This is a genomic window from Chryseobacterium sp. JV274, assembly GCF_903969135.1.
GTDB lineage: Bacteria > Bacteroidota > Bacteroidia > Flavobacteriales > Weeksellaceae > Chryseobacterium.
In genome coordinates, this window is sequence record NZ_LR824569.1 from 1,245,311 (window position 1) to 1,262,433 (window position 17,123).

Annotated in this window: 11 protein-coding genes; 3 read left to right on the forward strand and 8 right to left on the reverse strand. The window is 36.2% G+C overall.

What is annotated here, in order from left to right; genetic code table 11:
• Nucleotide 1 precedes the first annotated feature (1 nt).
• Complete coding sequence (locus tag CHRYMOREF3P_RS05760) at nt 2-172, forward strand: hypothetical protein (protein WP_175627277.1); 171 nt, start codon at nt 2-4, stop codon at nt 170-172.
• A gap of 488 nt (nt 173-660) precedes the next feature.
• Entirely contained in the window at nt 661-1,479 is an 819-nt protein-coding gene (locus CHRYMOREF3P_RS05765) for a class I SAM-dependent methyltransferase (protein ID WP_180564087.1), read from the forward strand.
• A gap of 119 nt (nt 1,480-1,598) precedes the next feature.
• Here CHRYMOREF3P_RS05765 and CHRYMOREF3P_RS05770 read toward each other — a convergent pair whose 3' ends face one another.
• The 6 genes from CHRYMOREF3P_RS05770 to CHRYMOREF3P_RS05795 all read right to left on the reverse strand — a co-directional run bounded on the left by CHRYMOREF3P_RS05770 (nt 1,599) and on the right by CHRYMOREF3P_RS05795 (nt 10,302).
• Nucleotides 1,599-2,630: a two-component regulator propeller domain-containing protein gene (locus tag CHRYMOREF3P_RS05770; RefSeq protein WP_180564088.1), complete on the reverse strand. Its 1,032-nt coding sequence runs from the start codon at nt 2,628-2,630 to the stop codon at nt 1,599-1,601.
• Nucleotides 2,631-2,777: 147 nt separating this feature from the next.
• Nucleotides 2,778-4,076 carry a serine hydrolase domain-containing protein gene (locus CHRYMOREF3P_RS05775; RefSeq protein ID WP_077418705.1) on the reverse strand — a complete coding sequence of 433 codons (1,299 nt, stop codon included), beginning with the start codon at nt 4,074-4,076 and terminating at the stop codon, nt 2,778-2,780.
• Nucleotides 4,077-4,152: 76 nt separating this feature from the next.
• Nucleotides 4,153-4,977, reverse strand: coding sequence for a helix-turn-helix domain-containing protein (locus tag CHRYMOREF3P_RS05780; protein ID WP_180564089.1), 825 nt, complete (start codon nt 4,975-4,977; stop codon nt 4,153-4,155).
• 459 nt (nt 4,978-5,436) lie between these two features.
• The gene (locus CHRYMOREF3P_RS05785; RefSeq protein WP_180564090.1) at nt 5,437-8,028 is read right to left on the reverse strand and encodes a pyocin knob domain-containing protein; all 2,592 of its coding nucleotides are present in this window, start codon (nt 8,026-8,028) and stop codon (nt 5,437-5,439) included.
• A 1-nt stretch (nt 8,029) separates the two neighbouring features.
• Nucleotides 8,030-9,448 (reverse strand): hypothetical protein, encoded by a 1,419-nt coding sequence (locus CHRYMOREF3P_RS05790; protein ID WP_180564091.1) that lies wholly within the window; start codon nt 9,446-9,448, stop codon nt 8,030-8,032.
• A 2-nt stretch (nt 9,449-9,450) separates the two neighbouring features.
• Entirely contained in the window at nt 9,451-10,302 is an 852-nt protein-coding gene (locus tag CHRYMOREF3P_RS05795; protein WP_077418701.1) for a hypothetical protein, read from the reverse strand.
• 697 nt (nt 10,303-10,999) lie between these two features.
• Here CHRYMOREF3P_RS05795 and CHRYMOREF3P_RS05800 point away from each other — a divergent pair.
• Nucleotides 11,000-11,449: a hypothetical protein gene (locus CHRYMOREF3P_RS05800; RefSeq protein ID WP_180564092.1), complete on the forward strand. Its 450-nt coding sequence runs from the start codon at nt 11,000-11,002 to the stop codon at nt 11,447-11,449.
• Nucleotides 11,450-11,610: 161 nt separating this feature from the next.
• On the opposite strand, the gene CHRYMOREF3P_RS05805 is transcribed toward CHRYMOREF3P_RS05800, so the two are convergent.
• Nucleotides 11,611-16,101, reverse strand: coding sequence for a hypothetical protein (locus CHRYMOREF3P_RS05805; RefSeq protein WP_077418699.1), 4,491 nt, complete (start codon nt 16,099-16,101; stop codon nt 11,611-11,613).
• On the reverse strand, nt 16,101-17,120 hold the full coding sequence (locus tag CHRYMOREF3P_RS05810) for a hypothetical protein (protein WP_180564093.1): 1,020 nt from the start codon (nt 17,118-17,120) through the stop codon (nt 16,101-16,103). The genes CHRYMOREF3P_RS05805 and CHRYMOREF3P_RS05810 overlap by 1 nt, the downstream gene beginning before the upstream one ends.
• Nucleotides 17,121-17,123: the final 3 nt, after the last annotated feature.

Consider the following 17,123-nt stretch of genomic DNA (forward strand, 5'->3'; position numbering starts at 1 on the left):
AATGGAAACTTACCTGACAAAGGCAGGCGTGAAACACAAGATCATTACCATAAAAGATTGCGGACACGACATGATTACACAAGGTAAGATGAATGGTGCAGAAGAAAACGGGCTCCTATACCTATTGGCAATGGCAGAAATAGCCGGAGGAATTTGTCAATTCAATTTTTGAATTCATAAACAAATAAAAATTGCAGCAGGAAAACTGTTTAATCAGATCAGAAATTTCGAAGTAAATACAGCATCTCAAATATAGATAATACAACCTAATCTCATAACAGTTTACGGTTGTTGCACTATAATGTACCGGAAGCTTCACTGACTTTTAGTTCTATAAAATCTAAAAACTCAAATCCTGATTTGTAAAACCTTTAAAATTTAGAATTTGATTTCGTTAGAATCAAAAATATAATTATCTTTAATACAGTTTATTACAGCTAAATTCATCATATAACCTATTTGTCCACGAAAATTTCAATAAACGGATAAACAATAGCTTAAAATAAGTTCTAAGTTTTGTATCATTACACATACAAAATATGAGAAAAGTGAATTATAAACTAAGAGAATTTCTAAAAACTCTTAGAGATGCTTGCCATGCTTACATAGTTGCTTTTCACCATCGCTGTTTTTCAACTCGCAATTAAAAACCTATATTTTATGAGTGATATACCAACTTCTTCTTCTTTTAATTGTGCCGATGACGAAGCGCATCATTACGATCATTTCCTTGGCCCTCTTTTCTTTGAACCCTGGGGCATAGAGGTTGCAGGACGCATTGATTCAGCGACAGTTTCTGTTGCATTAGAGATAGCTGCGGGAACAGGTAGAGTTACGCGGCATATCAGAAAGAAAATCATGCCCTCGGCAAAGCTCATCGCCTCGGATATTAACGCTGATATGTTAGCCGAAGCAAAAAGAAAATTGGCCCATCTTGATATTGGATGGCAAGTGATAGATGCACAAGATCTTCCATTCGACGATAATAGTATTGACTTAGTGGTATGTTGCTTTGGATATATGTTTGTTCCGGATAAGCACAAAGCATTTAGTGAAGCCTATCGTGTTTTAAAGCCAGGCGGGACCTTCATCTTTACTACGTGGGATAAACTGGAATATAATATGGTATCTTATGTCTCAAGATTGGTAGCAGAAAAATACCTGAAAGATCCTTTGCCTGAATCATACAATCTTGCTGTGTCTATGAGTGATAAAGCCGTCATAAGATGCCAGTTAGAAAATGTGGGATTTTCAAAAATACTCAATGAAACTATAGAGCAGTTTTCGATTTGCACAACCGCAAAAGAAACTGCGGCAGGCCTCGTTGAAGGAGGGTTTGTTTTTAAAGAGATCAGACAGCATTATCCAGAATGGATGGATGAGATAAAAATAGAGCTTGAAAAAAAACTTTCAGAAAAATACGGCGCCGAACCAATGATTGCACCCATGAGCGCAGTAATCAACCAGGCATGGAAATAATAAGCAGCAGCCTTAGGTTATTCATTCTGATTTGGATATCTTATCTTATATGCGTTGGAATTGAGATGTTTTATAGAATAAAGAGAATGAATATTGCCGATTTAACATCTATTTTCCACTTATTTCTGACCTTTTTTATTTTTAAAATCTGTGACAGTCTTTCCATCGTAACGACTCACACCACTTCCAGAGCCCAACCAAATACTTCCATCGTTAGCTTCCAATATCCCCAAAAAAGCCATTCTTCCTCCTGACTTAATTTCTGTTAAGGTAGGGACTTTATTGTACAAGGACTTTGCATCGTAACGTGAAAGTGCCCAGGTTTGTGGATTTACTTCACCCGTAGTCCAGATATTTCCTTTTTTATCTTCGATTATAGCATAAGCGCCTCTCTGCGAAACATTGGTAAAGGTACTGCCATCATAACGCCAGAGACCATGAACGTCACCGAACCAAATATTTCCTTTTTTATCTTCGATTATTGACCAAATGTTGCTGAAGGCTTTACCCTCTTTATTTTTGAAAACAGTAAATGTTTTTCCATCATAAAAACACGCCTCACCTCTTGTCCCAATCCACAATTTTCCGGTTTTGTCTTCCATGAATGTGTTAATAACATTATTGGGCAGTCCGTCTTTCATTGTGAAATTCCGAAAAGATTTTCCATCGTAACGGCTTGCTCCACCTCCTGTGCCAAACCAAATATTACCGGCTTTATCTTCATATATATGAAGTGCTGAATTACTGCCCAGACCATCCTTTGTTGTAAAATGCCGGAAGGATTCACCATTGTAATAATAGACTCCTGAATCCTTGGTACCCAACCAAAGATTTCCTTTTCTATCTTCCAGAACATCCCAGAAGCTGGAGAAACAGGGCGAGCTTATTTTACCTGTTAGATTAGTAAAAGATGTTCCATCGTATCGAAACACGCCAAAATAAGAAGCAATCAAAATGTTTCCGTTCCTATCTTGTTTTACATTCCGGACCATACTCATAGGCACCTTGGAGGTTTCCGCCTCTTTAAGCTGAGACTCGGAATAGTTAGCTCTGCCAGACTTGATATTTTCCTGTGATACTTTTGTTTGGTTTTGTCCACATGAGATGTAAAAAACAAATATTAACAAAACATATAAGTGTAGGTGTTTCATGTTTTTTTTATTTTTAAAATCCTAGCAAAGTTGATCCGGTTAAATTACTTTAATATATTTCATTGTGAGGAATTTGCATTGTAAATAAAATGTAAACTTTGAAAATATTGAATAGTTACAGATGAATAAACCTCCTGATCATCATAGTTATTTACTCCTTCTTATAACTTCTTTTACTCCGCCTTTGGTCAGAATTATAGAATTGTAAAGCCCCATACTGTCCGGAATAAATTCAATTGTTCTGTCATTATTATCTTTTCTAAAAAATTTGGTTTTAGATTCTGGGATAAGTTCCATCTCTGTACTATTAAAATAAAGCTTACCGTCAATTTTCAATATGGCAATTTTATCATACTTACCGACATATTGATCGTATAAACTTGTGTCTATTTCAATTCGGTGGTGTTTGTAAGGAAGGTCAACCTTTTTTCCCAATGCAATAGCGGAAAGTCCATACGCTATAATATGGGAAAATGATTCGTTATTAGAAAGTACAGTCACAAAAAGTTTGTCATCCGTAAATCGGTTAAAGGAAGTCATTGTACCAAAAAATCCTCCGTCATGGGCAATTAATTGATGTCCGTGATTATAAAACGGATTGATTATAAAGCCATATCCCCAATTTTCAGTGCTATAGGACTTAAACATTAATTTTTTCATCTGTGCGGAAAGAATATCTGTTCCATACAGAGCTTTATCCCATAAGGCCAGATCTTCAACAGTAGAATAAACGCCATCATGTCCTAAATTAATCTCCCAGTTGATATAGGGATTGTGAATAAGCCCGCTTTCTGTAAGACAATAAACCTTTGCTTTTTTTTCAACTATCGATTTATTATTACTGACGCCCGTATTATTCATCCCTGCTTTTTCAAATATATTCTTCTTTAAGAAAACGGCATACTTTTCACCTGACACTTTTTCAATGATCTTAGCCAATAAATAATAGCCAATATTACTGTAACTACCTCTAATTCCAGGAGAGAATTCATACGGTATTTTTTTTATTTCGGTATAGGCAGAATCTTTGTCCACAGAGCTTAAAGCTATGTCTTTAAAACCCATAGCCAACCCTGAAGTATGCGATAATAACATATGGATCGTAACACTATCGGACTTGGGATAATCTGGCAGAAATTTACTCAGTTTATCATCAAGGGACAGTTTCCCTTTTTCAATCAATAGAAGTATAGCTGTGGCGGTAAATTGTTTTGTGACTGAGGCCAACTGAAATTTAGTATCTATGGTGTTTTTAATATTCCACTCATAATCTGCCAAACCATACGCTTTTTTTAGTAAAACATGGCCGTCTTTCGAAACAAGAACAGTTCCACTAAAATTATTTATTTCAACCTGAGCCTGCATATATTCCGCAAGAGTAGCTGACGCATTTTTCTGTCCAAAAATAAGAATTGGGAATAACAGTATTATTAGGATTAGCTTCATAAATTATTTAATGACATTATTAAGCTGCAATGTTACTATTTAATAAACCAGCATCATTGTATTTTTGTAAACCCCACTAAATAAACATCCATTTTATGAGATCTTTTTCAACTGTTGTTATTTTTGAAAAAAAAACTTTTGGGGTAAAACCTGTTAATTTTTTAAAATCCCTGATCATATGTGACTGGTCAAAATAATCCATACTATAAGACAATCCTGCTCTATCTTTATTTTCAAGCTGGCTTTGAACAGCTGCCCTGAATCTGATGATTTTCTTGAACTGAGAAGGTGTTTTACAAATATACTGATCAAAATGCTTGTTTATCGTTGTTCGTGACCGACCCGTTGTATAAGACAATTTCGTCATAGATTGATTGATATTATCTGTATCGAACATTTCAGTCAGCACCTCCGCCAACAAGACATTCTCAAACGGATGAAATTTTGAAAGCCAATACAATTCTATTGCTCTGATTTTTTCATCCGGAACTTTTAAGGAAAGAATGGCTGCCATGGTTTCTTTATAATCCGCGTATGGACTAAAATCAGGAAAGCTTCCCTCTGAATAATCTCTTAAATTATTCGGTATAAAAGCATTTATCCCCAATGGTTTAAAGTAAGTAGTAATTTCATTGATTATACCTTTATAGCTGATCAATACAGGTTCATTAAAATTGCTTACCAGGTTGGTTTCAATTGGATTGGACTGGCAATGCCTAGTTGTTATTTTATTTTTGGTGACCAAAGTTTCTGTTTTCTCACTAATAGTGACAATTGTATAAATGCTTGGAAAGGTAAAATAAGTTGCAGAAGATTCTTCAGAGGTTTGCTCCAGAATATAAAAGCATTCAATATACTTTTTTAATATAGGATTTTCAGGTCTATAGATTTTTATTGTCATCCTTTTAGCTTTTAAATTAATGTAAATCCAGCTCGATTAACCAATATCTTTTTTCTAAATCAGAAAAGGAAAGATACAAACCAAAACATTAACAGGATTCAAACCTAAGTAAATAATTTACAAAATATTAATTACCAAATACATACACTTAAAACACATTCAATATATTTTAAAAATTGGTTAGATGTTCTTGCCAGTAGGTTCACAAAAAAATATCGCCACTTTAAACAAGTGGCGATATTTTTTTATCCGTTAATAACTCATAGGTGTTTCAATTTGAGAGACAAAAAATGTTATTCAGGCAATTTTTACCAGATTTGATATTTGCAGCTCTCACGGTAATACAACACAAATCCCACAATCAGAAGACTTTCATCCTCTGACTGTCGGTTTGGCTTTATCTTACATTATAGTAAGAAGTTTTTAATCTATATTCCGTAGAATAACTATTATATTTTTTTACCAGATAAACTTACAGTTCTGTTCTTGTTCTGCAATTATTCTTCCTGATTTTGTCACATACAACCTAAGGAAACAATTTGGGCTGATATTATATATTCTTTTGCCATATACATCAACTCCCATGGTACCTCCATTGTCAAAGTTATAAATAACGATCTGCTGTTTCGGATAGATTTCTTTGAAATTGACCACCATTTTAATCTGTTCTCCAATAACATGGATAAGCCTGTTTCTATCATCTATGCTAAGATTGCTGGAAGAGAATTCATATTCATGCGGATCTAATCTAACGGCATAATTCTTAGGATCAGATTGATCATTAACAATTTCATCTCTGAGACTCGATGTTCTGCCATTAGGAATAAACATTGTATCCGGGTTTTCATCCTCAGATTTAAAATTTTCACTGGCTTTTATGGAGCCTTTTACAGCTAACTTATCACTATCATTGGCTCCTCTTCCCATTCCGAAGCGAGTGGACTCTATATGAAAATTTAAACCTCCCAACCCATCATACTCGGAACCATAAGAATAATATTCTTTTCGTTTCGTTGCTAAAAATCTTTTCTGATGAATATCTACAATACCTGACTCATCACTATTGAGATGATTATCTGAAATCACTAAACCTGATCCTGTATTTACTGTAAAATCCTGGTTGAGCTGTAGCCCGTACTGAGTCATATAATTCCATTGCTGAATATTTGTTTCAGTAAAATCTGCCTCTGTCCAGAATTTATACCATGACGTCGTCCAGCTTCCATCAATTCCTTTTCTGATTTTCAACATCGGAATGCCGGAACCATTAATTCCAGTCTGATTGGCAAATGCTAACTGATAGGAAGAATCCCCTGTAGAGGCAGTGTTACCATCCCAGGGAGCATAGGTCATGATTCCTGCATAATTTCCGGATGCTCCCAAGCCTGCACTGTTAGATTTGGCAAAATCAAACCTTACTCTTTTAGACGTAGAATTGGGTGCAATATCATCTGCATTTCTTGATCCGTCTCTTGATGTTACAAAATAATTTGTAAGACTGACAGAATTGTTACCGCTAATCGTTAATTGCTGCCCGTTTTCACTTTCAGGAGTAGCACTTAATGCAATTTGGTTCCTGTTTACAGCATGAGTTCCTAACGTTCCGTTTGGAATCACAGGACTGTTGGTAAATGTCTTTGTATCGCTTATTGTTTCAACTCCATTTTTTCCAACAAATAAATTTAAAGATTCATTTTTTGTGTAATAATTAGATAATGGAGCGTTCGTAAGATATCCTGCATTAGCATGATTTCCCCAATTAAATGCGGTATTCCAGTTGTTTATATTTACTGCAGAAAAATCATTTGAATCCCAATCTTTTGTCCAGGGATACCAGGTTCCACTGAAATAGTACCTCCTGTAAACATCATTGTTATTAGCATAGGTAGTATATTCCTGAACTATATGTGTTGAAGTATAGTAAACTCTTAATTGACCTGCTAAGCCTGCAGGATAATTATTTGCAGAAGTTGCATTTGCATTTCCTGTCTGAACCCACCATCCTGTAGAAGTAATACTATTTAAATCTACTGTAGGACCTAAAATACCCTTGTAAAGAAAGCCTGTATTGTATGCTGATATCCAATCAGAAGAAGTTCCATCATTTAGTGTTGTAATTCTACCTGTATTATTAATTTTTACAACCTCAGTTAATGCCGGAATTTCCCCATTTGTACCCGTAGCACTCCCATAATTAAATGAGAAGTTTTTATGGTTATTCACTGTAAGTCCCCATGAACTCAATGATCCTCTTGGCTGAATAAAATCAGTGCCATTAAATTGTAAATTTTGGCCTAACCACACCCCATAACCCTGTGTCGTATTAGCGAGGTTAGTATGGAAAATAGCTGATCCTGCCGCCGTTTGACTGCCAAATAACAAATTATAAGCATCTACAAACTGAGTGTTATTAGCATTGATAACTACCTGACCCGCACTTACTGAATCTCCCTGAGGTCTCAAATAAACAATTCCTGAAGTTCCATCTCCTGAAATTAATGTAAATGCAGAGCCTGTTCTAATTCTGTTTACTCCCTGTCTTTGAACCTGAAGTTCACCCGCTGTACTGTTAATAGTTCCTGCAACTCCTATGTTACCTGATGTATAGCTATTCCCGGAAACATGAAGCCTATACCCATCCAGCGGTAATGAGGATCCATTTAATCCAATTCCTACCCTCTGATCTGATGTCCAGAGTAGTGCCTTAGTAGCATTGTAAGTTGTTGCACCGAAATATCCATACGACATTTTTACTGTCCCATCTGCCTCTACAGCTCCAAACCACGCAACAGTATCCACTACCCCATTAGAGCCTGCCAGCTGTAAAATATCTCTTGAAAATCCAGTTGCTGCCGTTACCGTAGATAAATCTTTTCTTATTGTACTACCAATAGAATGATTAAATGTAAGGGCACCAGTCATCAGATCTCCTGATTTATTCACATAAGCATTGTTATCCAGGGAACCATCCGCTTTTAAAAACTGAGCAGCTGTGCCGCCCGTTACTTTATAGCCTTTAGAAGTGTTATAATATGCGTATTTTACATCCATGTTAAATATCTTTACGCGTTACTGTTATGGATACAGCATTAGGTAAAGCAGAATCAAATTCAACATCTATTTTATTCGGATCGGTTAATCTTATTCTGCCTTCTATTTTGTAAAAGGTTACCGTGTCATACATGGCTACATCTACATTTCTGGTCCCTAAATTGTGTACCACACCACCTGTTCCGGAAATAGAGGTCGTGTACGACTTTACATTATTACTACCGGCAGTTACTCTACCTTTAGCATCAACGGTCACCTCATCATAAGTCCCGGCAGTTACTCCTGTTGCAGCTAATGTCAAACCTGAGGTAACATTGGCTGAACCGTCAAAAGTTGCTGTCCACGTAGCGTCACCTGAAGCAGAAATTGTTCTCGGTGTTGTCAGTTTTGCAGCTGATCCGGTTGTATTGACTGCTGCAGTTCCCGTTAATAATGTCGCAGGAACAGCAGTAATAGGAACTGTTACGTTTCCAGAACCGTCAATATTTTGTGCCGTTGCGGTAACTCCGGAAAGTGTAATAGTTCGTACTGTAGTCCACTTTGTAGCGGAAAGAACATTTTTTGCTGCATCTGCCGTGTTATCAGCATTCCCTAGGCCAACATGAGATTTGTTTAAGACTACAACACCGGTTAATCCATTTACAGAATCTACAGCCCCTGAGGTGATATAAACGAACGTTGTTCCCGTCCATCGGTAAGTTTTGTTGGTATCAAGGGATACATAAATTTTACCTGTTTCACCAGTGATAAGCGTAGTATAACCCGCTTCTTTGTAAAATTTTCCGTCAGCAGTTTTATAATATCCCTCCAAAACATCATCCACATAAGATGGCAATTGAGATGCAGGCACCAGTCCTGATGCATCCAGTGCAGCAACTCCATTCGCAGCTCCTTTTTGTGATAACGGAATATAGTTAGCTAAATCCGATGTAGTGGGCATAGAGCCCAAAGACACCGTTATTCCATTGGTTGTCTGGGTAATTCCCGTAACCACATTTCCTGTACCTGAAGTAGTGACCGGTAAAGAAAATGAAGTGCCTGTCAATGTCAAACCGCTACCTGCGCTGTAGGTTGTATCGGTAGAAACTAACGTAATTGTATTTCCGGTCTGGTTAACCGCCATATTGGCACCTGCTGCAAGGGTAACATCTCCGGAAACCAAAGAACCGGATGCACCTCCTTTCAGACGGGTAATGGTATCTGGCGTTGTAAATGATCTGTTTGCTGACAAATCATAAGCTGTACCATTAATTGTTAAAGTACGTGTTTTAGGCACATAATCTAACGGATTTAAATTTCCATCATGCCAAAAAGAATTGATTCCCCTTGTACCGCCGCCGGCAGTTAAAATATCATTGTCTGTTTTCCCTTCTATTTTATATCCAACAGAACTTCGGTAATAAGCGTATTTAATGTCCATAATTATATTTTTTTAATTGTTAACTGAATTATATTGGGTGGTACTGAGTCAAATAGCACTTCAAGATTGTTGGTGTCTATTCTTCTCACCTTAATGGGTATTGTAAACATTGTAACTGTGTCATAAGCATCAATCACAAAACTTAGTGTATCAAGATCATGTTTTATCCTGGAGTCACCCCTAACTCTCTCTTCATGCTTTATTTTTTCGGCATTGGCCGCGTCTTCGATGTTTTTAATTTTATCATATACCAAATCATTAAACTGATTTTGATAAGTAATTGCGCCCCAGTTTGAATAAATGCCGGCAAGGTTGATTTTATCATCTGAAATGTTTCTAATAACAACCTCTTTAAGCAATTCTATCTGTTCCCTGTTTTCTTTGATATAGTCTACGATTTCCTGAAGCTCATCAAGATTGGCGTCATTAGAGCGCAGTATTTCGTTAATTTTTGCAATATGCTCAAGCATTTCATTATCCTTTGCCTGAATTACATTTACAATTTCACTGATCTGCTCTTTTGTGTAAACATTTCCAATCTCTTCCCCTCCATCTATGGTAGCGGCTAATTTGATTTTTAATTTTTCTTTCCACTCTTCTACATTGGCATCAGTAAGATTGGCCGCATTAAGTTTTGCCAGGGCTGAAATATGTGCATTTTCATCTTCCAGATGATTTGTAAAAATTGTGGTGGATAGTGTTTGTTGAAAAGCTTCATGTAAGCCCATCACCTCGTCCATTTTGATTTTTTCATCTAAATGACGGAATGAAGAAAAGGTCTGCTTAAATTGATACTCTGTTGGAATATCACCTTTTTCAAACCAACTGAAAATTATATTTAATGGTGTACTCATCTTGATTATTGAAAATTAGTTTTGATAAAATCGGCCATCCGGGAAACCTTTATTATTGATAGGCTGATTGCCTTGAATGGAATTTTACTTTTTTTGAGCGATTTTAGATTCATCACTCTTTATCATCGTGTCAATTATTGAATTATTGATATGCTATCATCAGCAGAACTATGCATTTTGTGAATGTTTATATCTTTATTTGAGGGTCTACAGTATCACTACATTTTTTCCTACAATATATCCTGCCTGCTCACTTAGTATATTTCTGAATTCAATGACTCTTCACATTTTTCAGAGCTCAAATTTCATTTTTCTTATGCTCTTATAAAAGTTTTTTGACCGTTCTATTCTGTAGCTGCAGTAGACTTTTTTTCTGTAATGGAATGATATTGCTTTGCATTTACAGTGTTCAAAATTCATTTTTTTTTAGTTCCTGTGAAAGTTTTTTGGTCTCTCCATTCTGTAGTTGCAGTAAACTTACAGTTCAGCAAACTCAAACGAACAGAATCATGTATAAAAGTGTTTAAAAACAGGATAATGTCACCTCATCCAATAGAATTATTGATTACAGATAAAACCCGTTATCTGTAAACCAATCCATAAGAACTGACGCTGCATTTACAGACATCATTTTTATAAAAAAGGGATCTTTTAAAAGAAAATGCTAAATATTCCGTTTAATTCTTAAATTTGGCTAATGCAAAAGTATCTTTATCTCATCATAACATTATTATCTCTTACCAGCTGTTATACTTATCAGGTAAAAAAACAGCCGGATCCTGCAACCGACAATAAGCAGGGGCCAAAAAAGACGGCTGAATTAGCGAATAATACTTCTACCCAAATACAAAATATAGCTACTCAACCGACTGCTGTTCCAATTAATATTCAGGAGACGCTTGCCCCTAACAAAAATGTTAAAATTGATGTTGCTGGAAAGAGCTATAAAATAATAGTTGACAGATGGGAAAGCGACAGTCTGGTTGCACACGCTGTTTATAATCCTAAAAAAATTCTAAAATTTCATAAGAACCAGATTAACAGCGAAAAAATTGCAGAAAAACGCTTTTCACAACCCATAGCTGATATCATTACGGTTACTGTGTATGCCGGAATCGGTGTTTTAATATGGGCGCTTGTACACTAATTTCAAAGTCACATTTATCTGAAAAATAACGGTAATTGCCTCTGATTCAAGCGAACTTTATATAAAAGTGTCTGAAGATAGCCAAGCCTGATCACGAATGGGCAAATGACGCCACTTTAAGACAAGTGACGTCATTTTATATTAGTGATTACTCATCATTTTTAATACATTTTATTTTCTGCATATTTATAAACGGTCTTTTCATCCCAGACAAATAACTGGATAGAGCTATAAGGTGGTATTTTATATGAATATCCTGCACTTTCTATGTCAAATCCTTGCCAATTATCACTAGCATTTAACACTAATATTCTTTGACCTCGGAAACATTTTCCTAACACAAAATGCTCACCATATACACATCTGATTACCAGCATTCTATTGTCAGAATCATAATATTGAGTTCCCGGCTGCTGCTCAATCATGCCATGAGATAATCTCATTCTGGATTTTTCATTGGTAATCTCATCATCAAGATAAGAAAGACTTCCGTCCGGAATAAATAAAGTATTAGGCTTCTCATCTTTTGATTTAAAGTTTTCGGTAGCTTTTACCGAGCCTGAAACAGTTACTTTATCGGCATCATTAGCATCTGTACCTATACCAATGTTATAGCTCTTTCTATTGAAATTAATACCTTCCCAGCCATTATATCTGCTTGAATATTTATAATACTCACCTTCCAATACAGCTAAATAGAATCCATCCTGTTCATTATATATACCAGATTCTCCGCCATTATATTCATCAGCAACCATTAATCCATTACCTGTATTATTAGTAAATTGCTGGTTTACAATAATACCATTACTAGACATAAAATTCCAGTTATTAATATGACCTTGTGAGAAATCTGCGTCACTCCATAATTTATACCATGTCTTAGACCACTTATCATCAATGCCTTTTCTTATTTTAAGCATTGGTATTCCTTCTCCATTTATACCAGTTTGATTGGCAAAAGCTAATTGATATGAAGAATCCCCAGTTGATGCAGACGTACCATCCCATGGAGCGTAAGTCATTACACCCGCATAATTTCCAGAACCTCCAACAGATCCAGCGTTAATAAAATCAAATCTAACTCTACGGGAATTACCATTTGGTGTAACAACTGTATTCGGGTCTCTTGAACCATCTCTGGATGTAATAAAATAATTGGAAGCTAAAACTCCGTTTGAATTGGTCAGATTTATCCATTGACCATCTTCCCCTTCAGGTTGAATTGACAGAGTTTGACTCGTAAAATTAGATGATACCCAGGATTGAGTAGCTAAGAATACATAGCCATCTGTTCTGTGATATATGTAAGGTGCACCTGCTGATAAACCACTTGAAAACCCTAATGTTTGTGCATTTTCAGCAGAATTAACTTTAGCATCAGGATTAAAATTATTGTTAGTCCAAATTGTTTCTCCATCTGACAATAAAGGAATATTACCTTTTTTCGTCATGGTTGTGGTATTGATAGCCTGCCAATACTCTAAGTGATTGCTGAATAAAGGAAAATCTATTCTATGATACCATGTATTATTTCCTGCAATGTGTAAAGAGTTACCATAAGTAGACGGGAATCCGGTACCTGAAGCCCAATCTGTAATGCTTAAAGGATAATCTGTTTTTACTGCAGTTGCATCCTGATGATTACCTCTTTTCGCTAAGTATTCTGCGGGATTAAAATTGTTAGTAGTCCAAGGAATTCCACCTTGAATTTTAACAACACCATTGTCGGAATTCAATAATAAATCACCGTCATTTACCGCTCTAACTACAAAACTATCACCTGTCCCACCCCATGTGGCAGAACCTCCATCAGCTCCAATATAAGCTATATCTTTAGCCCCATCATACTTTTGCCATGTCAAATAATTCCCTGTCTGTGCAGTACTTTTCCACTTACCTAACATAGCTGGAGTCTCTATATTAAAAGCACCTGTCATAGTACCTCCATCTTTTCTGAGATAGTTTCCTAACTCTGAAGATGACACAAAATCTGCTGCTAATCTATGGCCTCCGCCCGCAGTTAAAAGATAGTTATCATTATAGCCAATTTTATTAAAACCTTTTGAAGAAACCTGGCCAGCATCAGTGAATTCTATACCATTATTTAAATCCCAATCTTCCGCATTATTTGAAGCAGAAGGTGCCAATATTAAATTGTTATTTGTAGGTTTCTGAATGGACCAGGATTTATAGGAACTATTTTTTAGTTTGAAAGGTATTCTGTTGTAATAGGATTTTGCTGCCGAGATAATTTCATCCGTATTTCTTGTCTGATAATCACCTGGTTTGAAATTTACATTGTCCCAGGCTCTTCTCCATAGAGTCCAGTTGCCATTATGCCCGCTTCTATAAACTAATTCTCCTGCATCTGCACTCGTATCATTATATTTTACCTGTAATTGTGCTGTGGTATCCTGAGCACCCATGTGCAACATAGGACTGTATAAATGCTGAACTCCTCCCGCATTATTGTTGGCTCTATAAACTCCAGAACTGGAATAGCCTCCAAGACTGTTGAAGTTATCATTAAACTGAACTGCTTTAGGGATATAGCTGCTGTCTGCAAAATTAGTTAACCAACTTCTTGTAGCGACTACATCAGAAGGCAAAACAATGATATTGGCAGGATATAAATCAAAGTTAGGTTCTATTGCATGAGACCATCCTACATTCCAATCTTGATTATAGTTCCCATATTTAACTTCCACTTTAGCTACTTCAAATGATAAGTAGGCATTCCAAAATGTATCCGCCTCTCCTAATAAAATACTGACATATCCGTCAGTTCCTATCCCAATTCTTGCGGTAGTTGTAGGAAAATTATCTGTTACTTCCCATATCGCTTTTGAACCATTAGGGACCATAGCCCCTGATACATATTTGTAAAAAGCTACATTAACTTTTCCCAGGTATTGACTTTCATATCCATAAATATTAATATCAATACTAAACATAGCATGATCTGGTGAAGCCTGTGGCATTTTAATAGCTAAAATACCTGTATGTCCCCCATCATCATAATAGCCCTGATAAACTTTATTAAATATTCTTACCTTATTCTGGTGCTTATTTATAGATCCCCCTCCTTCAAATTCCAAATCCTTTGCCCCAAGATTAACATCATGTGTTGCGCCATTATAGGGAACATAATTATTTAAAGCTGAAGCATTGACAAAAGTAGACGGATCTAAATTATGAGCATCCCAAACCACTCCATTTACTCCATTTTTATAGTGTATTATATCATTGCCATTAGACTCTATAATAGTATTAATAGTAGGATTTCCTATATATAATGTAGATGGATTACCATAATTTAAAACCTGGTTATTACCTGTCGTAAATGAAGTAGAATAAATACCCTGTTTAGAATAAATCTGACCTGACCGCCCCAGAAAATGGGTAGGATTATTGGCATCTCCAAAATGGAAACCTATACCTTCATTCAGGCTATTGGCACTTCCCTGATAATAAGAAAGTCCATACGTATCGGCATTAGCAAATGACCAGATTCTATTTCTTTCATCTACTTTGTAAAATCTGTTTTGAAAACCTTCATCTGTCTGCACAAAACCTCTTGAATGTATTCCGTAAGGAGGAATAAACTGGGAATCAGTATAAGCAGAAGAAGCCAGTAAACCACCAGATAAAATAACCTGAGAACTATTCCCATTTAAACCCGCTATAGGTCTGTCTGAATCTAATACCCAATAGCCACCTGTATCTTTTTTCTCCCAAAATGTATTATCAGAAACTAACTCTTCTTTGGTTAGTAAATGTTTAAGCTTGATCTGAACTCTTTTTGTACCTCCCGGGTCCGGATGATCCGAAACTGAAATAACCCGGTTTCTACCTTGGTCTAAACCTCCATACCCAACAGTTACTTTTACATCAAACCCCTGCCAATAAGACAATTGAGTAAACCAAAAACAAAGTTTACCGTTTAAGTTTAAGGCCGTAATCCCATCCCAGTAATATAATGTAGAATAGCCGCTATGAGAAATAATAGTACCGTTATAGATATAGCCCTGGATCTTACAATCCAAAGGTTGATCACTTCCGTACATATTACCTTTGATCTCTAAAAGAAACTGATCTCCATAGTCTACAGAATAGTCTACATCAGTTTCAATCAGTGTTCCCTGCGGAAAGTCTCTTCCTGAATGAAACCAGGAGTCTTCTTTTTTTCGGGAATCATAATCTCCACCGCCTCCTGTAAGAAACTTTTCATTATCTGAACCGTCTTTATAATACCCGGCAGAATTTACGTAATCAAAAGCATTCCCATTGATATTCATAAAGTGATAACCGTTTGACCTGTACTGCAATGTAGCGCCATAAAGGCCCGGCTGATGAAAAGAAATGGCGGGGTAAACTGTATCAGATGTACCATTACCTCTTAATTCCAAAGCCACTGAATTATAAGCATTCCCGGTACCCCCTGAGAATGTTTTTCTTGCCGATATAACTTGCTCGGTATTAGTTGTCACTAAATTTAAATCAGACACAATTTCCGCATGGGTTCTTGTGCTGATTTTTTTCGTTACAGAATTCCAAACCATTACAGAACCTGCATCGTTTGGAACACTTTTCACAATTATTTCGCCTTCTACAGCGATGTGATTGTTAAAATATTCAGGAGCAATCATTAGTCTAATCTTGCAGTTAAAGTAATTCTATATTCACTCGGGGTAAGAGGTGCTAAAACATCTATCTGTACATCATTTGCCGATGTAGCCACACAGCTTACATTTATTTTTCTATTATCAGCATTACGATAACAGATATAATCAACATTCAGGGTATTCCAGCCATGATTAATGGAAAAAGTAACGGATGAGCCATCTCCGATTTGCACTGTTTTGGATTTAATTTTTTCATCCAGAACAGCTTTCGTAGATTTTGGAGTCATTGCTTTAATAGGATTGACTCCCTCAATAGCTTCATCATCTGTAGCAATTTGAATCAGTCCTTTCACCGTATCTGTAGCATCTACAATGTCAGGAATGCCTTTTTCTATAATCTGATAATTTTTAGGAGCATTTGAAGCATCATCAGTATTAGCAATAAGATGATCACCAACAGAAACGGGCTCATTACCCACCCAGCCATTTGCTGTAATCACCCACACCATCCCTGTTTTAATGGCAGCAGATGTAACCGGTGTCGGAGCAGCCATTGAACCTTTAACAGCAGAAGGAGTATAGCCTCCCGGCTGATAAATCAATGCTCCAGTAAGGCTTTGCCCTATGAAATTTTCAATATATGATCTAATCTTATTGGATGACCAGGTAAATGTCCCTGATTGAATAGCATCATTTAAAAAGATGGAAACAATATCTGCATTGGTAAGATTTCGGCCTGCTATTTTAATAACGTGTCCTGAACTATTGGTCAGTATCTGACTTAGCAATAGAAGTCCGCTTGTTTGATCTGTTTGAAATGGATTATTAGTCAGTGGATAATCGGGATGTACGTAATTTTGAGCCAGGTTAATCCATTGGGTACCGTTCCACTGATGCAACTCATTTTTATAATCAATGATCCAACCCGGGATAGCTTTATCCGTACTGGGAAGTGTATCAAAATACTGAAAGCGGGTGTGCTGTAATTCTCCAAAAAAATTATCCTGATGTGCGTTATTACTTATTACTGCGTTATTATTCATTGT

Bases quoted from the DNA above. Each gene is read 5' to 3' on its own strand.
- CHRYMOREF3P_RS05760 (WP_175627277.1), top strand. From the start codon at position 2: ATGGAAACTTACCTGACAAAGGCAGGCGTGAAACACAAGATCATTACC.
- CHRYMOREF3P_RS05765 (WP_180564087.1), top strand. From the start codon at position 661: ATGAGTGATATACCAACTTCTTCTTCTTTTAATTGTGCCGATGACGAA.
- CHRYMOREF3P_RS05770 (WP_180564088.1), bottom strand. From the start codon at position 2,630: ATGAAACACCTACACTTATATGTTTTGTTAATATTTGTTTTTTACATC.
- CHRYMOREF3P_RS05775 (WP_077418705.1), bottom strand. From the start codon at position 4,076: ATGAAGCTAATCCTAATAATACTGTTATTCCCAATTCTTATTTTTGGA.
- CHRYMOREF3P_RS05780 (WP_180564089.1), bottom strand. From the start codon at position 4,977: ATGACAATAAAAATCTATAGACCTGAAAATCCTATATTAAAAAAGTAT.
- CHRYMOREF3P_RS05785 (WP_180564090.1), bottom strand. From the start codon at position 8,028: ATGGATGTAAAATACGCATATTATAACACTTCTAAAGGCTATAAAGTA.
- CHRYMOREF3P_RS05790 (WP_180564091.1), bottom strand. From the start codon at position 9,448: ATGGACATTAAATACGCTTATTACCGAAGTTCTGTTGGATATAAAATA.
- CHRYMOREF3P_RS05795 (WP_077418701.1), bottom strand. From the start codon at position 10,302: ATGAGTACACCATTAAATATAATTTTCAGTTGGTTTGAAAAAGGTGAT.
- CHRYMOREF3P_RS05800 (WP_180564092.1), top strand. From the start codon at position 11,000: ATGCAAAAGTATCTTTATCTCATCATAACATTATTATCTCTTACCAGC.
- CHRYMOREF3P_RS05805 (WP_077418699.1), bottom strand. From the start codon at position 16,101: ATGATTGCTCCTGAATATTTTAACAATCACATCGCTGTAGAAGGCGAA.
- CHRYMOREF3P_RS05810 (WP_180564093.1), bottom strand. From the start codon at position 17,120: ATGAATAATAACGCAGTAATAAGTAATAACGCACATCAGGATAATTTT.